The organism is Streptomyces sp. NPDC051020 (assembly GCF_040683105.1).
Taxonomy (GTDB): Bacteria; Actinomycetota; Actinomycetes; order Streptomycetales; family Streptomycetaceae; genus Streptomyces.
Genome location: NZ_JBFBCG010000067.1, coordinates 1 through 17,891, shown reverse-complemented (window position 1 = coordinate 17,891; position 17,891 = coordinate 1). Strand labels below are relative to the sequence as shown.

Below are 17,891 nucleotides of genomic sequence, written 5' to 3'. Positions count from 1 at the left end.
AGCCGCCATGGATCTCGAGACCTTCCGCAAGCTGGCCGCCGACCGGCGTGTCATCCCCGTCAGCCGCCGACTCCTCGCGGACGGCGACACCCCGGTCGCGCTCTACCGCAAGCTCGCGGGCGAGCGCACCGGCACGTTCCTCCTCGAATCCGCGGAGAACGGCCGCACCTGGTCCCGCTACTCCTTCATCGGCGTCCGCAGCGCCGCCACCCTCACCGTCCGCGACGGGCAGGCGCACTGGCTCGGCACCCCGCCCGTCGGCGTCCCCGTCGACGGGGATCCCCTGGACGCCCTGCGCGCCACTGTCGAGGCCCTGCACACCCCGCGCGACCTGCACTCCGGCATGCCGCCGTTCACCGGCGGCATGGTCGGCTATCTCGGTTACGACATCGTGCGCCGACTGGAGCGGATCGGTGAGCACGGAGGCGACGACCTGCAGCTCCCCGAGCTGACCATGCTCCTCACCTCGGACCTCGCCGTCCTCGACCACTGGGACGGCAGCGTCCTGCTGATCGCCAACGCGATCAACCACAACGACCTGGAGACCGGGGTCGACGAGGCGTACGCCGACGCCGTCGCCCGGCTCGACGCCATGGAGGCGGACCTCTCCCGCCCGGTCGAGAGCACCCCCGCGGCCCTTCCGCCGTCCGAGCTCCCGCCGTACACCGCGCTCTGGGGCGGCCAGGCCTTCCAGGACGCCGTCGTCGACGTGAAGGAGCGCATCAGGGCCGGCGAGGCGTTCCAGGTCGTCCCGTCACAGCGCTTCGAAACCCCGTGCACGGCAAGCGCGTTGGACGTCTACCGAGTGCTGCGCGCGACCAACCCGTCGCCGTACATGTACCTCTTCCGGTTCGACGGCTTCGATGTCGCGGGCTCCAGTCCCGAAGCCCTCGTCAAGGTCGAGGACGGGCGGGCGATGGTCCACCCGATCGCCGGGACCAGGCCCCGCGGCGCCATCCCGCAGGAGGACCAGGCGCTCGCCGACGAGCTCCTCGCCGACCCGAAGGAACGCGCCGAGCACCTGATGCTCGTCGACCTCGGCCGCAACGACCTGGGACGGGTCTGCGTGCCCGGCAGTGTCGAGGTCGTCGATTTCATGTCGATCGAGCGGTACTCGCACGTGATGCACATCGTCTCCACGGTCACCGGCCGCGTCGCCGAAGGCCGTACCGCCTTCGACGTCCTGACCGCATGCTTCCCGGCCGGGACGCTCTCCGGCGCCCCCAAGCCGCGGGCCATGCAGATCATCGAGGAGCTCGAACCCACCCGCCGCGGACTGTACGGAGGCTGCGTCGGCTACCTCGACTTCGCCGGGGACTCCGACACCGCGATCGCGATCCGTACGGCTCTGCTGCGCGAGGGCACCGCGTACGTCCAGGCCGGAGCGGGAATCGTCGCCGACTCCGACCCGGTCGCCGAGGACACCGAATGCCGCAACAAGGCCGCCGCGGTCCTGCGCGCCGTGCATACGGCGAACCGCCTCCACGCACGGTGAAGCCCGAGCGGCACATGGGGGGCGGCGTCGCGTGCCCTGGTGCGCACATCTGCGGCGTTGTCGTCAGTCGACAACTCCCCCTTGGCCCGAAAGGCATGGGAGGGGCCCCCTTCGCGTTGCCTCCCTCCTCCGCCTTGCAGCTGCACGCACCAGACCCCGCTCCTTCACCCACCCCCCATGTGCTGCCCGGGCTGAACCCGTAAGGGATAGTGGGGCACGTGAGTGCTGTCCCCGTACCCCAGCCCCGTGCCCAGGCCGCCACCGCACCCGACGCCACGGGAAGCCGCCGCAGCCTGGCCGCCGGCCTGCTTCTCGGGGCGGTCGGAGCCGCCGTCGTCCTTCTCGCCTCCGGCCAGACCTGGGCCGAGGGCAAGGCCGCCGTCGGCGGCGGCACCCTGCCTCTGACCGCCGACGGCCAGGACGTCACCGGACTCCCGGCGGCACTCGCCATCGTCGGCCTGGCCGCCCTCGTCGCCGTCTTCGCCGTCCGCAGCGCCGGCCGGCTGCTCGTCGCCGGGCTGCTCGCCCTCAGCGGCCTCGGTGCCGGACTGAGCGCCTACCTCGGCGCATCCGACAGTGCGGCCCTCGACGAGAAGGCGGCGCAGACCACCGGCGACACGTCCGCCACCATCGACGCCCTCAGCCACACCGCCTGGCCGTACGTCACCGCCGCCGGCGGACTGCTGATCCTCATCGCAGGGCTGCTCGCCCTGCGGTACGGGAAGCTCTGGCCGACCATGTCGGGCCGGTACGAACGCGACGGCACTCCGCGCCCCCGCAAGGCCCCCCGCACCGCCCCGGACCCGGACCGGCCCGAGGACCTGTGGAAGGCCCTGGACCGCGGCGAGGACCCGACGCACTGAAGGACCTCCCGGCGCGAGCGGGGCGTGACCGGGGGACACACCCCGGGTGCGACCCCCAGCACACGCCGTACCCGTGCGTACGGGACAATGGTCCTGAGCTTTCTGCACAGCAGCACAGCGCCACCAGCTTTGCGTACAGCGATACAAGCGATACCCACAGCGCAACACCAACGAGGAGCAACTCATGGCGGGCAGCAGCCACGGACACACCCCGGCCGCCTGGACCGGTGTCATCATCTCGTTCATCGGCTTCTGCGTCGCAGGCGTCTTCATGGTCGCGGCCAACCCGCTCGGCTTCTGGGCCGGTTTCGCGATCATTCTCATCGGCGCAATCGTCGGTTTCGCGATGAAGGCCGCCGGCCTCGGCATGCCGAAGGAGTCGCCCGAGATGGCCGCCGCCCGGGCGCGCGCCGGGCAGGCCCAGATTTCTTCCTGACGCCGGCCGGAACATGGTGAAAGGCGCAGCCCGGGCCGGGCTGCGCCTTTCCGCGTGAGCGGGGACAATCGCCGGGTGGACGCCTCGCCTTCTCCCGCAGCCGCACCGGGCCCGTCCGGTCGACAGCCCGCGCCGGACTTCGTGCCGGCGCCCGGTCAGCCGGCGCCGGCCTTCCCGCCGGCGCCCGTGCCCGCATCACCCTTCCGACGGATCGCCACCCCGGTGGCGGTCATGGGCGCCGTCATCGCCGCCTTCGGCTATGTCGGCGCCGTCGACCCCAACCAGCCGGGCCACTACCCGGTCTGCCCGATGCTGCAGGTCACCGGCCTGTTCTGCCCCGGCTGCGGCGGGCTGCGCAGCGCCCACGCCGTTGCCCACGGCGATATCGCCGCCGCCTTCGGCTCCAATGCTCTCGCCGTCGTCGGCTACGCGATCTTCGCCGCCGTCTGGGTGGTCTGGATCGTCCGCGCGAGCAGAGGAAGGCCCGTACGGATCAACCTCGCACCGGCCTATTGGTGGGGCATCGGCGCCGTGCTGCTGATCTTCACCGTTGTTCGGAATCTGCCGTTCGGATCAGCACTGGCGCCGTGAACGCCCAGCCAGTGGGACATTCGGCGGCCGGATGCGGGCCCTCGGCCCTCCTGCGGATACCATCGAGATGGCTGATCCTGTTCCCTCATCACCGTCCTGGAAGGGGGCCGCTCGCGTGAGTGTGCTCGACGAGATCATCGACGGCGTCCGCGCCGACCTCGCAGAGCGGCAGGCGCGTGTCAGCCTCGACGAGCTCAAGGAACGCGCGGCGCGCGCTCCGGCGGCCAAGGACGGAGTCGCCGCCCTGCGCGGCGAGGGCGTGACCGTCATCTGCGAGGTCAAGCGCTCCAGCCCCTCCAAGGGAGCCCTCGCGGCGATCGCCGACCCGGCCGCACTTGCCGCGGACTACGAGGCCGGTGGCGCGTCCGTCATCTCCGTCCTCACCGAGGAGCGCCGCTTCGGCGGTTCGCTCGCCGACCTGGAGGCCGTCCGCGCCAAGGTCGACATCCCGATCCTGCGCAAGGACTTCATCGTCACCTCCTACCAGCTCTGGGAGGCCCGCGCCTACGGCGCCGACCTCGCCCTGCTGATCGTCGCCGCCCTCGACCAGGAGGCCCTCGTCTCCCTGATCGAGCGCGCCGAGTCCATCGGCCTCACGCCGCTGGTCGAGGCGCACGACGAGGAGGAGGCGGAGCGCGCCGTCGACGCCGGAGCGAAGATCATCGGTGTCAACGCGCGCAATTTGAAGGACCTCAAGGTTGACCGCTCCACCTTCGAGCGTGTCGCCCCCGAGATCCCGGCGGGCATCGTCAAGGTCGCCGAGTCCGGTGTCCGCGGCCCGCACGACCTCATCGCCTACGCCAACGCAGGCGCCGACGCCGTACTCGTCGGCGAGTCCCTGGTCACCGGCCGTGACCCGCGGACCGCAGTCGCCGACCTGGTCGCCGCGGGCGCCCACCCGGCCCTGCGGCACGGACGGGGCTGACCCGCACCATGTCCGCCGACCGTCCCCTGCCCCGCACCCGGCCGCGCCTGCGCCTGGCCATGGTGACGGCTGCCCGGGACCCGCACGCACCGCTGGCGCGCGGTTGCCGCCCCCGCGGCTGTCGCGCCCCCGCGCGCCGTGTGCACGGACGGCGGGTGCGGTACGTGATCGGCGACGAGCCCGGCCAGGTCAACGGCATGCGATGGCGCACGGGGACCGCGCTGTAGCGAGCCCCGGCCGACGTACTCCCACCACCCTCTCGTACGTACGACCGAACCGTCCGACCGTTCCGGTCGCGGCGGCGCTCTGCCGACGGCGCATACGGTGAACCCACCCGTTGCCATGACGAGGAGCACGTCGGATGTCATCTGACTTCTTCATTCCGGACCCCGAGGGTCTGATTCCCAGCGCTGAGGGCTACTTCGGCGCGTTCGGCGGCAAGTTCATCCCGGAGGCGCTCGTCGCCGCCGTGGACGAGGTCGCCGTCGAGTACGACAAGGCCAAGGCCGACCCGGCCTTCGCCGCCGAGCTCAATGAGCTCATGGTCAACTACACCGGCCGGCCCAGTGCGCTGACCGAGGTGCCGCGCTTCGCCGAGCACGCGGGCGGCGCCCGGATCTTCCTCAAGCGCGAGGACCTGAACCACACCGGCTCGCACAAGATCAACAACGTGCTGGGCCAGGCGCTGCTCACCAAGCGCATGGGCAAGACCCGGGTCATCGCCGAGACCGGCGCCGGCCAGCACGGCGTCGCCACCGCGACCGCGTGCGCCCTCTTCGGCCTCGAATGCACCATCTACATGGGCGAGATCGACACCGAGCGGCAGGCGCTGAACGTGGCGCGGATGCGGATGCTCGGCGCTGAGGTCGTCGCCGTGAAATCCGGCTCCCGCACGCTCAAGGACGCCATCAACGAGGCGTTCCGCGACTGGGTCGCCAATGTGGACCGCACCCACTACCTCTTCGGGACGGTCGCGGGCCCGCACCCCTTCCCGGCGATGGTCCGCGACTTCCACCGCGTCATCGGCGTCGAGGCCCGACGGCAGGTCCTGGAACGGACCGGCCGGCTGCCGGACGCCGCGATCGCCTGTGTCGGCGGCGGCTCCAACGCCATCGGCCTGTTCCACGCCTTCATCCCGGACGCGCACGTCCGGCTGATCGGCTGCGAGCCCGCCGGACACGGCGTGGAGACCGGCGAGCACGCGGCGACGCTGACCGCGGGCGAGCCCGGCATCCTGCACGGGTCGCGCAGTTACGTCCTCCAGGACGACGAGGGCCAGATCACCGAGCCGTACTCCATCTCGGCCGGTCTGGACTACCCGGGCATCGGCCCCGAGCACGCGTACCTCAAGGACATCGGCCGCGGCGAGTACCGCGCGGTCACCGACGGCGCCGCCATGCAGGCGCTGCTGCTGCTCTCCCGCGCCGAAGGGATCATCCCGGCCATCGAGAGCGCCCACGCGTTGGCCGGAGCCCTGGAGGTCGGCAAGGAGTTCGGCAAGGACGGGCTCCTCGTGGTCAACCTGTCCGGCCGCGGCGACAAGGACATGGACACGGCGGCTCGCTACTTCGGGCTGTACGAAGCGGACGCGACCGTCGAGGCGGACGCGGGGAACGGCGACGCCGAGATCGAGGAGGACGCCAGGTGAATGGCAACATCAAGCTGTTGAGTGCCGCCCTCGCCGCCGCCAAGGCGGAGGACCGTGCCGCGCTCATCGCCTACCTGCCGGCCGGGTTCCCGACGGTCGACGGCGGCATCGAGGCCGTCAAGGCCGTCGTCGCCGGTGGCGCCGATGTCGTCGAGGTGGGCCTGCCGCACAGCGACCCCGTGCTCGACGGGCCGGTCATCCAGACCGCCGACGACATCGCTCTGCGCGGCGGCGTGAAGATCGCCGACGTGATGCGTACGGTCCGCGAGGCGTACGAGGCGACCGGCGTCCCGATCCTTGTCATGACGTACTGGAACCCCATCGACCGGTACGGCATCGAGCGGTTCACCGCCGAGCTCGCCGAGGCGGGCGGCGCCGGGTGCATCCTGCCCGACCTGCCGGTCCAGGAGTCCTCGGTGTGGCGCGAGCACGCCGACAAGCACGGTCTTGCGACCGTCTTCGTCGTCGCACCGAGCAGCAAGGACGAGCGCCTCACCGCCATCACCGCGGCCGGCTCCGGCTTCGTCTACGCGGCCTCGCTGATGGGGGTCACCGGCACCCGCGAATCGGTCGGCGAGCAGGCTCAGGACGTGGTCCGGCGCACCCGCGCCACGACCGAGCTCCCGGTCTGCGTCGGCCTCGGCGTCTCGAACGCCCAGCAGGCCGCCGAGGTCGCCGTCTTCGCCGACGGGGTGATCGTCGGCTCAGCCTTCGTCAAGCGGATCCTGGACGCCCCCGACGAGGCGTCCGGTCTCGCCGCGGTCCGCTCATTGGCGGGCGAATTGGCCGAAGGCGTTCGAAAGCGCTGATATCGGGTGTAATCCATACGGGTGGACCTGGGGCCGGGGAGGCACGCACGTGCCTCCCCGGTTCGTTGCTGCGGGTGTGAGCGAGAAGAACCAAGAGGGAAAAAGGACCGCGCGCGACCAGCTCGTCCAGCGGCGCGAGCAGGAGAAGGCGCGCGAGCGCCGCCGACGCACGCTGATCGTCTCGGCCGCCGTGGTGGGTGTGCTGGCGCTGGCCGCGGTCATCGGCGTGATCGCCGCGAATTCGGGAGGCAAGGGCAACAAGGCGAGCGAGTCGGGGCCCGCGGTCGCACCGTCGGGGGCGACCGGCAAGGACAGCCTGGTCATCCAGGTGGGTGTGGACGACGCCCCGTCCACGCTCACGGTCTGGGAGGACTTCCGCTGCCCGGTCTGTGCCCAGTTCGAGAATGCGTTCCGGGAAACGATCCACGAGCTGGAAAACACCGGACAGATCAAGGTCCAGTACCACCTGGCCACGCTCATCGACGGCAACCTCGGCGGCACCGGATCGTTGGACGCGGCCAATGCGGCCGCCTGCGCACAGGACGTCGGGAAGTTCTCCGCGTACCACGACGTCCTCTACCGCAATCAGCCGCCGGAGACCGACGATGCCTTCGGCAAGAGCAGCAAGCTGATCGACCTGGCGGGCAAGGTCCCGGGCCTCGACACGCCGGCCTTCCGCAGTTGCGTGGAGGACGGCACGCACAACACCTGGGTCCAGAAGTCCAACGCCGCGTTCCAGAAGGGTGGATTCACAGGCACGCCGACAGCGCTCCTCAACGGTGAATCGATCTTCCCGAAGAAGGGGAACGAACCGATCACCGTGGCGAACCTGAAGAAGTGGGTCGCCGAGGCGAACAAGGGCAAGCAGCCGGCGAAGGTCACCCCGTCGCCGTCCGTTTCCTGAGGCACCCCGCGGACGTGGGCTCCGGGTCGGACGGGTGGGGAATGGATGACCGGCTCGTTACCCAGAAGTTGTCGGGCGGGTTGCCGCACCTCCCGCCCGGCAAGGTAGCGTCGACCCTGCCATGGACCTTGCCTACATTCCCAGCCCGTCGACCGGCGTGATCAATCTTGGCCCGATCCCGCTGCGCGGCTACGCGTTCTGCATCATCATCGGTGTGTTTGTCGCCGTCTGGCTCGGCAACAAGCGCTGGATCGCCCGGGGCGGCAGAGCCGGCACGGTGGCCGACATCGCCGTCTGGGCCGTGCCCTTCGGTCTCGTCGGCGGCCGGCTCTACCACGTCATCACCGACTACCAGCTGTACTTCGGCGACGGCCAGAACTGGGTCGACGCCTTCAAGATCTGGCAGGGAGGCCTCGGTATCTGGGGGGCGATCGCGCTCGGGGCGGTCGGCGCCTGGATCGGCTGCCGCCGTCGAGGGATCCCGCTGCCCGCCTGGGCCGACGCGCTCGCCCCCTGCATCGCCATCGCCCAGGCGTTCGGCCGCTGGGGCAACTGGTTCAACCAGGAGCTGTACGGGAAGCCGACGGATCTGCCGTGGGCACTGAAGATCAGCGAGGGTCCCAACCGGGTCGCCGGAACGTACCACCCGACGTTCCTGTACGAGTCGTTGTGGTGCGTGGGCGTCGCCCTGCTGGTGATCTGGGCGGACCGCCGCTTCAAGCTCGGACACGGGCGGGCGTTCGCGCTGTACGTCGCGGCCTACTGCGCGGGTCGTGCCTGGATCGAGTACATGCGGGTCGACGAGGCGCACCACATCCTGGGCCTGCGCCTGAACGTGTGGACCGCGCTCATCATGTTCGTGCTGGCGGTGACGTACATGGTGATCTCGGCGAAGGTACGGCCAGGGCGCGAGGAGGTCGTCGAGCCGGGAGCGGCCGAGGACGCCGAGGGCGTCGAGGACGCGGCGCCCGCCGTGGATGCCGCCGGTGACGCGGACCGTGACGGCGACGGCGCCGGCGATGCGGAAGCGCCCGATGCGGAAGCGCCCGATGCGAAGGCGCCCGGTGCCGAGGTGCCGGAGAAGAACGGCACCGCAGAGGCAGCGAAGAAAGCCTGACGCCACCCATCTGTACGAAAGGCCCCGAACCAGAAACGGCTCGGGGCCTTTCGCTGTTTCCCACCAGGGTCTGTGCGCCCGGACCCCCGCTCCTCCATCGCCGGAGGGGCTGGATTCTCCGCCGTCACCCCACCCGTTCCGCCAGCGCCAGCGTCCGGCGGGCCGAGGCCACCACCGCCGCGTCCACGAAGCGGCCGTCCGGCAGCGCCAGCGCACCCGCGTCCGTCAGTGCCGCCGCCACGATCTCCTGCGCCGCCTCGATCTCCTCCGCCGTCGGCCGGAATGCCCGTTCGATGACCGGCAGCTGCCGGGGGTGGATCGCCGCCCGGCCGACGAACCCCAGCGCCCTCCCGTGCACGCAGGACTGCCACAGCCCGTCCAGGTCCAGGACGTCCGGGAACACCGACTGGGTCGGCGGGGCGAGCCCCGCCGCGCGGGCGGCAACCACCACCCGGCTGCGCGACCAGTCCAGGCCCATGTCGTCCCGTACGCCCAGATCGGCCCGGAGATCGATCTCGCCGATGCCGATGGAGCGGATCTGGGGGTGGGACGCCGCGATCGTGTACGCGTGCTCGATGCCGAGCGCCGACTCCAGCAGCGGACAGAGCGCGACGCCGGGCGCCAGAGCCGCGATGTGATGGACGGTCGCGGCATGCGTGATCTTGGGGAGCCGCAGTTCGGCCAGGCCGGGCAGTCCGGCCAGGGCCAGGATGTCGGTTTCGGTCTGGACCCGGACGTGCATCGGCACCCCGTCCGTGACGGCGAGCGGTTCGGCGAGGAGTTCGGCGGTGGCGGACCGTGCATACGCCTTGCGGTCCGGCGCGACCGCGTCCTCCAGGTCGACGATCACCACGTCTGCGCCCGACTCGCGCGCCTTGCGCACCACGTCCGGCCGGTCCCCGGGGGCATACAGCCAGGTCAGAGGCACCGTTGCCGTCGCCGTCACAGCACGCTCCCCGCTCGCAGTGCGGCGATTTCCGGATCGGTCAGACCGAGCTCGGTGAGGATTTCGTCGGTGTCCGCGCCGTGCGGCCGGCCCGCCCAGCGGATCGCCCCCGGGGTCCTGGACAGCCGGAAGAGGACGTTCTGCATACGCAGCAGGCCCAGCTCCGGGTCGGGGACCTCGGTGACGGAGTCCAGGGCGCGGTACTGCGGGTCATCCATCACGTCCCGGATGTCATGGATCGGCGCGATGGCTGCCTCCGCCTTCTCGAACGCGGAGATCGCGTCATCGCGAGTGTGCCGGGCGATCCAGCTGCCGACCGCCTCGTCGAGTTCGTCGGAGTGGTCGGCGCGGGTGGCGCCGGAGGCGAACCACGGCTCGTCGATCAGTTCCGCGCGGCCGACCAGATGCATCACCCGTTCGGCGATCGACTGGGCGGACGTGGACACGGCGACCCAGTGACCGTCGGATGTGCGGTACGTATTGCGCGGGGCGTTGTTGCGCGAGCGGTTGCCGGTGCGTTCCTGGACGTATCCGAGCTGGTCGTACCAGATCGGCTGCGGGCCGAGCACGGTCAGGATCGGCTCGATGATCGCCATATCGACGACCTGCCCCTTCCCGGTGCGGTCCCGCCCGGCCAGCGCCGCCATCACGGCGTACGCGGTGGCGAGTGCCGCGATCGAGTCGGCAAGCCCGAAGGGCGGCAGGGTCGGCGGCCCGTCGGGCTCCCCGGTCATCGCGGCGAACCCGCTCATGGCCTCGGCGAGGGTGCCGAAGCCGGCGCGGTGCGCGTACGGGCCGAACTGGCCGAAGCCGGTGACCCGGGTGAGCACCAGCCGCGGGTTGACGGCGTGCAGCTCCTCCCAGCCGATGCCCCACCGTTCCAGCGTCCCCGGCCGGAAGTTCTCGATGATCACATCGGTGGACGCGGCCAGCCGCAGCAGGACGTCGCGCCCGCCGGGAGCGGAGAGGTCGAGGGTCAGATTGCGTTTGTTGCGGCCGAGCAGCTTCCACCACAGGCCGATGCCGTCCTTCGCCGGGCCGTGCCCGCGCGACGGATCGGGCCGGCGCGGATGTTCGACCTTGATCACCTCGGCGCCGAAGTCGCCGAGCATGGTGGCCGCGAGGGGGCCTGCGAAGAGCGTGGCGAGGTCGAGGACCCGCAGACCGGTGAGGGGCGCTACCCCGGGCGCGGTCATGCGGCGTCGATCTCGCTGCGGTACGGCATGGAGGTCGAGGCACCCGGCTTCTGCACACAGAGCGCGGCGGCCGACGACGCCCAGGCCAGTGCTTCCGGCACGGCACGCCCCTCGCCGAGCGCCACGGCGAGCGTGCCGACGAAGGTGTCCCCGGCACCGGTGGTGTCCACGGCGGTGACCTCGGGCGCGGGGAAGTGGATCTTTTCGGTGCCCCGGGACGCGTACAGGCAGCCCCTCGCGCCGAGCGTGATGACGACCTCGGGGACCTGCCGAAGCAGGACGTCCGCCGCCGCGTGGGGTTCGGAGCGCCCGGAGAGCGCGGCGGCCTCGTGCTCATTGGGAATCAGGAGATCGACGGCGTCGAAGAGTTCGTCCGGCAGCGATTGCACGGGGGAGGGGGTGAGAATCGTCCGCACACCCTGCGCATGGGCGACCCGCGCCCCTTCCAGCACAGTGGACAGCGGCAGTTCCAGTTGCAGGAGCAGCAGGTCGGCACCCGCGATGGCGGCCTTCTCGCCGGGGCCGAGGGAGGTGACGGTGCCGTTGGCGCCGGGGATCACCACGATCGAGTTGCCGCCCGCGTCGTCGACGACGATGTGCGCGGTGCCGCTGGGGCCCTCCGCGGTGTGCAGCAGGTCGGTGTCCACGCCCGCGTGCTCCAGTCCGGACCGCAGCTGCGCCCCGTACGCGTCGTCACCGACCGCGCCGATCATCATCGCGTCGCCGCCCGCGCGGGCGGCGGCGACGGCCTGGTTCGCGCCCTTGCCGCCGGGGACGGTGCGGAACTCCCGTCCGGTGACGGTCTCTCCGCGCTGCGGAGCCCGTGCGACATAGGCGACAAGGTCCATATTGGTGCTGCCGAGCACCGCGATGCCGGTCATGGGCGGCGTGCCTCCTCGTGGATGAGCCGGTGGGTCATGTCGGCGAGTGCGTCGAAGCCGATGGAGTCGAATCCGGGGACGGACGTGGCGAGCCGGTTCCCCAGTGGGGTGGTCCATCGTCCGGGCAGCGCCTCGGGCCGGCCGGCCAGCAGACCGGTCAGTGAACCGGCGGTCGCACCGTTCGAGTCGGTGTCCCAACCACCCGCCACCGCACGGCAGATGGAGCCGGAGAAGTCGCCGTCGGCGTGGGTGAGGGCGGCGGCGAGCAGTGCGGCGTTGGGCAGTTCATGGACCCAGTGGTACGCGCCGAACTCGGCGTGCAGCCGGTCGACGACCTCGTCGAAGTCCTCCTCACCACGGGCCGCGTCGATCCCGGTGCGGACCGCGTGCGCAAACCGCGAGCGGGGCGGCACGACGCGCAGACCGGCCGTCAGACAGCCGTGCACGTCCGCGTCGCCGCCGGCTGCCTCGGCGAGCGCCGCGGCGGTGAACATCGCTCCGTACACACCGTTGCCGGTGTGTGTGAGGACCGCGTCCCGGTGTGCCTGCTCGGCGGCGGCCGCCGGATCGCCGGGGTGGGTCCAGCCGTGCACGTCGGCGCGGATCCGGGCGCCGATCCACTCCCGGAACGGGTTGCGGTGCCGGGCGGTTTCCGGCGGTTCGATGCCGTCGAGCAGATTGCGGTAGGCGACCCGCTCGGCGGTGAACGTACGGCCGGCGGGGAGTTCGTCGAGCCAGAGCCGGGCGAGATCGGCGGTACCGAACGAAGGCCCGTACCGCTGGATCAACAGCACGGTCAGGAGCGGGTGGTTGAGGTCGTCGTCCTCCGGCATCCCGTCGATGTTCTCGGCGAGCGAGGTGGGTGCGGAGCGACGGTTCCAGGGGTGGGCGGCTGCCAGTGCGGCGGGCAGGCCCTTCGCGGTGAACCAGGTGGTGAGCGGCCAGTTCCCGGTGGCCCGGGCCAGCGCACGGATCCCCGCGAGGGGCAGCTTCTCGACGGGTTTGCCGAGCAGGCAGCCGGCCGCACGCCCCAGCCACGCCGCCTCCAGCAGGGCCGTACCGGCCGGTGGAGGGTCCGTGCGGGGCGCCGGCCAGTCCGGGCAGGCCGCCCGGATCGCGGCGAGATCCGTCGGCTCGTCGACATGCAGCGGCGAGGTGAGCCCGGCGAGTTCGTCGAGCAGGCGCTCGGCGAGCGCGCGCAGGGCGGGTGGCGCGGGGGATTTCGATGCGCCCCCGCGCTCCGGGGCGGGTGCGCCGCCCGCCGCGTACCACCGGCGCTCGATGTGCCGCGCGTCCCGGCCGTCCTCGGCCGCCTGGCGCAGTTCGTGCCCGATCAGGTCCTCGGGCTGCACCCAGGTGACCCGCACGGTCATGGCGTGCCTGCCAGTGCCGCGAACGCCGCCTCGTGCGCACGCCGCCGGGCGGTGTCCCGTACGAACACCTCGCGGGCGACGTCCGTCAGCGTCCGCGCCGGTGCGTGCAGATCGAGGCGGCTGGCCTCCGCCACCGTTTTCACCCAGGTGGCGGGGATCGCCGCTTCGCCGTGCAGCGCGCCCGCGAGCGCGCCGCTCATCGTGGCGATCGAGTCGCAGTCGCGGCCGTAGTTCACCGATCCGAGCACTGCGTGCCGGTAGTCGCCGTCCGCGACGAGCAGCATTCCGAGGGCGATCGGGAGTTCCTCGATGGCGTGCAGCCGGGACGGTCGGCGGGCGCCGAGGGACGGGGCGCGGTAGTCGGGTCCGACGGTGTCGAAGGGGGCCACCGCTGCGCGCAGCGGTGCCAGCGCCGTCTCGAAGTCCTGGTGCTGGACGGCCACTTCGCACACGGCCTCGATGGCGGCCCGGGTTCCGTCCTTGGAGAGCGACAGGCAGGTGTCGACGACGGTGGCGGGCGTCGCGTCCGGGGCGCAGGCGGCGGCGACGGCCGCCGCGAAGACCCCGGCCGCCTCCCTTCCGTACGACGACTGATGGGCGCCCGCGAGGTCCAGCGCCTCGGCGTACGCGGCCCGCGGATGCGTGGCGTTGACCAGTCCCACCGGCGCCATGTACATCGCCGCACCACAGTTCACGATGTTTCCGGAGCCCGCCTCGCGCGGATCGACATGGCCGTAGTGGAGCCGGGCGACGATCCACTTCTCGGCGAGGAAGACCCGTTGCAGGGGCAGCGCCTCGGCCTGCAGCTCCGGAATCCAGCGGGGGTTCGCGATCAGCTCCGGTACGAGGTGGTCGGCCACGGAGTACGCGTCGAGGTGGTCCCGTACGGCGTCGTACACCCGTACCAGCGCATGGGTCATCAAGGTGTCGTCGGTGACGTGCCCGTCGCCCTTGTAGTACGGGGCGATGGGGCGGGCGGTGCGCCAGTCGTCGCCGTCCCACGGGCCGACGATACCGGTGACCCGGCCGCCGTGGCGTTCGACGATCTGCTCGGCGGACCGGCCCTCGACCGGGCCGCCGAGCGCGTCGCCGACGGCGGCGCCGACGAGGGCGCCGCTGATTCGTTCATCGAGGGCGAGCGCGGTGGGTGGTCTGTTCCCTGGAGGCGGCATGAGCTTCATGGGCGTCATGCCCGAATTGTCCACCCGGAGGGGTTGGTTCCGTGTCTGTCAGCAGCCCGGCGAGTTCGATGAGATCCGTGCCCGCGAGTCGGGGCAGCGCACACCCGGCGAGCGTGCGGCAGGCCTCGCGCCAGCCGTCCGGGACGGCGGCGATACCGCCGAGCGCGCCGGTCAGCGCACCGGCCAGGGCGGGCGCCGAGTCCGCGACCCGCGACAGACAGGCCGCCGCCGGAATGGCCTGGGCGATCTCGCCCCGGGCGGCGGTGGCGAGGGCGAGCGCGACCGGCACGGTCTCGGCGGCGGCGATCCCATAGCTGTACACATGATCGACGATCTGATGCTCCAGCACCGGTACGAGCGCGAAGGCGCCCGCCGCCTCGCCGACGAAGTCCCGGGCGATCCGGACGGCGTGGGCGGCATTGCGGGCGATTTCGGTGCCGTCGGGGAGCTGGGCGAGTGCGGCGTTCACCACGGCGTCGACATCGGCCCCGCCCAGCGCCTCGGCGATCGCGGCGGCCATCGCGCGGGCACCGTGCACACCGTCGCCGTCCTGGGTGTATCGGGCATCGAACTCGGCGAGTTCAGCGGCGGGTCCGGGCTCGCCGGGGTGGACGACCGCCAGCACGGCGGCCCGGACACAGGCCGCGTCGTCGAAATAGTGCGGGTTGTCGTGGCCGGTGGCGGGCGGCCGCAGCCCGGCGGCGAGATTGCCGAGCCCCGCCCGGACCGAGATCCGGGCGCGCAGGGGGAGGACCGCCGACTCGACCTCCGGCGCCTGCGCGGCAGCCGCGGCGACCTCAGCGGCCAGTGCGTTCCAGGAGAGGTCGATGGCGGCCTGCATCCGGCGCTCCGGGGGGAGGTGGTGCAGCGACCCTCCCTTCGAGGCGAGCACGGTCCCGGCGGCGAACGCGGCCCATTCGGCATCGTCCGACGGCCCGAGCCGCAGCGGCTCGGGTGGCTGGTTGAGGGCGATCGGCACGGGCAGGGTGGTGGTGGCGTTCTGCTCGGCGAAGGTGTCGAGCTCCCGGGTGAGGCGCCGGGTCCACTCCGGCATCCGGGCCGCCCGGTGGCGCGCGGCCGGCCACCCCGCGGCATCCCCCGAGGCGAGCCCGAGGAGCAGCCCCTCGATGCGGGCGCGGCGCCCCGGCAGGGGCTGGGCAGGGAGGGAGGCGGGGTCGCTGGTGCGGCGAGTGTTGCGTGCAATGGTCATGACACCACCACCGCCGGTTCGCCTGCGCCGCCGACTGCCCCGCCCGCCTCGCCGGTCCCGCCCATCGGGTCCGCCTCGTCCGCCTCGTCCGTCTCGTCCGGGGTGAGCAGCTCCGCGATGTCCAGGACGTGGTAGCCCCGCATCGACGGCAGACAGCTGCCCCGGACCGGCCCGATCGCCTCGCCCCAGATCCGTGGGATCGCGGACACCCCGTGCAGTGCCCCGGCCAGCGCTCCCGCCACGGCCGCCGTCGTGTCCGCGTCGCGGCCCATGTTGACCGCGGTCAGCACCGCCGTACGGAAATCGCCGCGCGCCGCCGCGAACGCGCCGAACGCCAGGCCGACCGCCTCCGGAGCCAGATCCGTCCATGGATATCCGCCGACCACCACCGCGGAGCGCACGGCCCGCTCCGTGGTGAGGCGGTCGGGATACGCGCGCTGGGCGGCCGCCACCGCGCGGCGCAGCGAGCGCGCCGTCCAGGAGTCCATCGGTACGACGGACAGCGCGGCCGCGATCACGGACGCGACCCCCGCACCGACCATCGCGGCGGCCACTCCGGCCGCCACCGCCTGGCCGCCGTAGATGCCCTCGCCGTCGTGGCTGACCCGGCCGTCGACCGCGACCAGGCGCGCTGCCTCCGCGGGCCGGCCTGCCGCGAACACGCCGAACGGCGCCGCCCGCATCGCGAGTCCGTCGCTCCAGGCGTGCCGGTGCTGGGCGGAGATCGGGGCGGCGAGACCCCGGCGCAGGTTCTCCAGCGTGCCGCGCTCGCTGAACCCGGCGCCGCGGAACGGCCCCTCGTCCAGGTCCGCGATCCACAGGTGCCAGGCCCGCTCGACATGCGTGACGGTCAGCGCCGAACCGTGCCGGGCGAGCAGCAGCCCGGAGAAGATCGCGTACTCCGTGTCATCGGTGCCTGCCGGGTCGTCGCTGACGAAGCCCTCGATCCGGCCCCAGCGGCGCCGGATCTCGGACGGCCGCAGGTTCTCCGCCGGTGCACCCAGGGCGTCACCCACGGCGAGCCCCAGGAGCGCGCCGCGGGCCCGGTCGGCCCGGTTGAGGCGCTCGGCATCGTCCGCATGGGCCGATCGGCACGTGCCGGGTGTGTCCGCGTCGTACCGTACGGCCTCCGCCGCACCGCCTGCGCCCGCACTGCCCGCGTTCGTTCCGCCCGCGCTCGTACGGCCCGTCCGCCGCTCTGCAGGATTACCCGCAATCGACTCCATCGCGTCGACCCTTCGCTCGTACCGAGCCAGTTCTCGTACCTGTCCGATCTGTGCCACACGGAGGCCCGACAAAGGCCGATAAGCGTGACAAAAGGTCCAGTCGGATGACGGGATCCCTCTCCTGAGGCAGGCCGTACTTACCTGGTCAGAGGGCAGGTAAGTACGGCCTGGCTTGCTGGCGGGGGGCTGTTTTCGTGCGTACTTTCGATGGTGTTGAGGGGGCGGAGCGAGTGAATCCCGCTGCCGGAGAAGGGGAGAACTGTGTCCATCATCGAGACCGACGCCGTCCTGCACGAGGCGCATCGTGACAACCACACCCACCGTGATGTGAACGGCGGCTGGCTGCGCCCGGCGGTCTTCGGTGCGATGGACGGGCTCGTCTCCAACCTCGCGCTGATGACTGGCGTCGCGGGCGGCTCGGTGTCCCAGCAGACGCTCGTGATCACCGGTCTGGCGGGCCTGGCCGCCGGCGCGTTCTCCATGGCGGCGGGCGAGTACACCTCCGTCGCTTCGCAACGAGAGCTCGTCGAGGCCGAACTCGATGTCGAGCGCCGCGAATTGCGCAAGCACCCGGTGGACGAGATGGAAGAGCTCGCCGCGCTGTACGAGTCCCGCGGCGTCGAGCCCGGACTTGCCCGCGAGGTCGCCCGGCAGCTGTCCCGCGATCCTGAGCAGGCCCTGGAAATACACGCCCGCGAGGAGCTCGGCGTCGACCCGAGCGATCTGCCGTCGCCGCTCGTCGCCGCTGTGTCGTCGTTCGGTGCGTTCGCGCTGGGTGCGCTGCTGCCCGTACTGCCGTATCTGCTCGGAGCGCACGCCCTGTGGCCCGCGGTGCTGCTGGCGCTCATCGGGCTCTTCGGCTGCGGCGCGGTGGTGGCCAGGGTGACGGCGCGCAGCTGGTGGTTCAGCGGGCTGCGGCAGCTGGTGCTCGGCGGTACGGCTGCGGCGGTCACGTACGGGCTGGGCATGGTGTTCGGCGTGGCCGTCGGGAGCTAAGCTTGATCTTTAAGGCTGCTGCTCGGCCCCGCCGCGTCTAGGCATATCCGTTTTGCGCTGTTTCTTGCCGACTGGGTAGCGGGGTGCGGGTGTG

Annotated in this window: 18 protein-coding genes; 11 read left to right on the top strand and 7 right to left on the bottom strand. The window is 71.9% G+C overall.

The window, feature by feature from the left end; all coding sequences use genetic code 11:
- The first annotated feature begins 7 nt into the window (after positions 1–7).
- The 10 genes from AB0N06_RS28850 to lgt all read left to right on the top strand — a co-directional run bounded on the left by AB0N06_RS28850 (position 8) and on the right by lgt (position 8,788).
- Complete coding sequence (locus AB0N06_RS28850) at positions 8–1,495, top strand: anthranilate synthase component I (protein WP_366137606.1); 1,488 nt, start codon at positions 8–10, stop codon at positions 1,493–1,495.
- A 209-nt stretch (positions 1,496–1,704) separates the two neighbouring features.
- Positions 1,705–2,358, top strand: a complete 654-nt coding sequence (locus tag AB0N06_RS28845) for a TIGR02234 family membrane protein (protein WP_366137605.1) — start codon at positions 1,705–1,707, stop codon at positions 2,356–2,358.
- 184 nt (positions 2,359–2,542) lie between these two features.
- Positions 2,543–2,794, top strand: coding sequence for an HGxxPAAW family protein (locus AB0N06_RS28840; RefSeq protein WP_366137604.1), 252 nt, complete (start codon positions 2,543–2,545; stop codon positions 2,792–2,794).
- A 141-nt stretch (positions 2,795–2,935) separates the two neighbouring features.
- The gene (locus AB0N06_RS28835; RefSeq protein WP_366137628.1) at positions 2,936–3,385 is read left to right on the top strand and encodes a DUF2752 domain-containing protein; all 450 of its coding nucleotides are present in this window, start codon (positions 2,936–2,938) and stop codon (positions 3,383–3,385) included.
- Positions 3,386–3,500: 115 nt separating this feature from the next.
- Positions 3,501–4,310, top strand: coding sequence for an indole-3-glycerol phosphate synthase TrpC (gene trpC, locus AB0N06_RS28830; RefSeq protein WP_358857986.1), 810 nt, complete (start codon positions 3,501–3,503; stop codon positions 4,308–4,310).
- Between the two features lie 8 nt (positions 4,311–4,318).
- Complete coding sequence (locus AB0N06_RS28825; RefSeq protein WP_266986747.1) at positions 4,319–4,537, top strand: tryptophan synthase subunit(beta); 219 nt, start codon at positions 4,319–4,321, stop codon at positions 4,535–4,537.
- A 134-nt stretch (positions 4,538–4,671) separates the two neighbouring features.
- Positions 4,672–5,958 carry a tryptophan synthase subunit beta gene (gene trpB, locus AB0N06_RS28820; protein WP_366137603.1) on the top strand — a complete coding sequence of 429 codons (1,287 nt, stop codon included), beginning with the start codon at positions 4,672–4,674 and terminating at the stop codon, positions 5,956–5,958.
- Positions 5,955–6,767: a tryptophan synthase subunit alpha gene (gene trpA, locus AB0N06_RS28815; protein WP_366137602.1), complete on the top strand. Its 813-nt coding sequence runs from the start codon at positions 5,955–5,957 to the stop codon at positions 6,765–6,767. Before trpB ends, trpA begins: the two co-directional genes overlap by 4 nt.
- A 76-nt stretch (positions 6,768–6,843) precedes the next feature.
- A complete protein-coding gene (locus tag AB0N06_RS28810) occupies positions 6,844–7,671 on the top strand; it encodes a thioredoxin domain-containing protein (protein ID WP_366137601.1) in 828 nt (275 codons plus the stop codon).
- A 121-nt stretch (positions 7,672–7,792) separates the two neighbouring features.
- On the top strand, positions 7,793–8,788 hold the full coding sequence (gene lgt, locus AB0N06_RS28805) for a prolipoprotein diacylglyceryl transferase (RefSeq protein ID WP_366137600.1): 996 nt from the start codon (positions 7,793–7,795) through the stop codon (positions 8,786–8,788).
- Positions 8,789–8,912: 124 nt separating this feature from the next.
- Here lgt and AB0N06_RS28800 read toward each other — a convergent pair whose 3' ends face one another.
- Genes AB0N06_RS28800 through AB0N06_RS28770 form a run of 7 tightly spaced genes read right to left on the bottom strand, consistent with a single transcriptional unit; the run spans position 8,913 to position 16,801 of the window.
- Positions 8,913–9,734, bottom strand: a complete 822-nt coding sequence (locus tag AB0N06_RS28800) for a CoA ester lyase (protein WP_366137599.1) — start codon at positions 9,732–9,734, stop codon at positions 8,913–8,915.
- Positions 9,731–10,930, bottom strand: coding sequence for a CoA transferase (locus AB0N06_RS28795; RefSeq protein ID WP_366137597.1), 1,200 nt, complete (start codon positions 10,928–10,930; stop codon positions 9,731–9,733). The genes AB0N06_RS28800 and AB0N06_RS28795 overlap by 4 nt, the downstream gene beginning before the upstream one ends.
- Positions 10,927–11,811, bottom strand: a complete 885-nt coding sequence (gene rbsK, locus AB0N06_RS28790; protein WP_366137596.1) for a ribokinase — start codon at positions 11,809–11,811, stop codon at positions 10,927–10,929. Before rbsK ends, AB0N06_RS28795 begins: the two co-directional genes overlap by 4 nt.
- Positions 11,808–13,184 (bottom strand): ADP-ribosylglycohydrolase family protein, encoded by a 1,377-nt coding sequence (locus tag AB0N06_RS28785; protein WP_366137595.1) that lies wholly within the window; start codon positions 13,182–13,184, stop codon positions 11,808–11,810. The genes rbsK and AB0N06_RS28785 overlap by 4 nt, the downstream gene beginning before the upstream one ends.
- Complete coding sequence (locus AB0N06_RS28780; protein WP_366137594.1) at positions 13,181–14,374, bottom strand: ADP-ribosylglycohydrolase family protein; 1,194 nt, start codon at positions 14,372–14,374, stop codon at positions 13,181–13,183. Before AB0N06_RS28780 ends, AB0N06_RS28785 begins: the two co-directional genes overlap by 4 nt.
- On the bottom strand, positions 14,310–15,575 hold the full coding sequence (locus AB0N06_RS28775; RefSeq protein WP_366137593.1) for an ADP-ribosylglycohydrolase family protein: 1,266 nt from the start codon (positions 15,573–15,575) through the stop codon (positions 14,310–14,312). The genes AB0N06_RS28780 and AB0N06_RS28775 overlap by 65 nt, the downstream gene beginning before the upstream one ends.
- On the bottom strand, positions 15,572–16,801 hold the full coding sequence (locus AB0N06_RS28770) for an ADP-ribosylglycohydrolase family protein (protein WP_366137592.1): 1,230 nt from the start codon (positions 16,799–16,801) through the stop codon (positions 15,572–15,574). The genes AB0N06_RS28775 and AB0N06_RS28770 overlap by 4 nt, the downstream gene beginning before the upstream one ends.
- Before the next feature lie 261 nt (positions 16,802–17,062).
- On the opposite strand from AB0N06_RS28770, the gene AB0N06_RS28765 reads away from it, so the two are divergent.
- Positions 17,063–17,797: a VIT1/CCC1 transporter family protein gene (locus AB0N06_RS28765; protein WP_366137591.1), complete on the top strand. Its 735-nt coding sequence runs from the start codon at positions 17,063–17,065 to the stop codon at positions 17,795–17,797.
- The last annotated feature ends 94 nt before the right edge of the window (positions 17,798–17,891 follow it).

What these genes read in the sequence shown, in the direction of transcription:
- AB0N06_RS28850 (WP_366137606.1), top strand. Translation starts at nt 8, where the DNA reads ATGGATCTCGAGACCTTCCGCAAGCTGGCCGCCGACCGGCGTGTCATC.
- AB0N06_RS28840 (WP_366137604.1), top strand. Translation starts at nt 2,543, where the DNA reads ATGGCGGGCAGCAGCCACGGACACACCCCGGCCGCCTGGACCGGTGTC.
- AB0N06_RS28825 (WP_266986747.1), top strand. Translation starts at nt 4,319, where the DNA reads ATGTCCGCCGACCGTCCCCTGCCCCGCACCCGGCCGCGCCTGCGCCTG.
- trpB (WP_366137603.1), top strand. Translation starts at nt 4,672, where the DNA reads ATGTCATCTGACTTCTTCATTCCGGACCCCGAGGGTCTGATTCCCAGC.
- lgt (WP_366137600.1), top strand. Translation starts at nt 7,793, where the DNA reads ATGGACCTTGCCTACATTCCCAGCCCGTCGACCGGCGTGATCAATCTT.
- AB0N06_RS28795 (WP_366137597.1), bottom strand. Translation starts at nt 10,930, where the DNA reads ATGACCGCGCCCGGGGTAGCGCCCCTCACCGGTCTGCGGGTCCTCGAC.
- rbsK (WP_366137596.1), bottom strand. Translation starts at nt 11,811, where the DNA reads ATGACCGGCATCGCGGTGCTCGGCAGCACCAATATGGACCTTGTCGCC.
- AB0N06_RS28785 (WP_366137595.1), bottom strand. Translation starts at nt 13,184, where the DNA reads ATGACCGTGCGGGTCACCTGGGTGCAGCCCGAGGACCTGATCGGGCAC.
- AB0N06_RS28780 (WP_366137594.1), bottom strand. Translation starts at nt 14,374, where the DNA reads ATGACGCCCATGAAGCTCATGCCGCCTCCAGGGAACAGACCACCCACC.
- AB0N06_RS28775 (WP_366137593.1), bottom strand. Translation starts at nt 15,575, where the DNA reads ATGACCATTGCACGCAACACTCGCCGCACCAGCGACCCCGCCTCCCTC.
- AB0N06_RS28770 (WP_366137592.1), bottom strand. Translation starts at nt 16,801, where the DNA reads ATGGAGTCGATTGCGGGTAATCCTGCAGAGCGGCGGACGGGCCGTACG.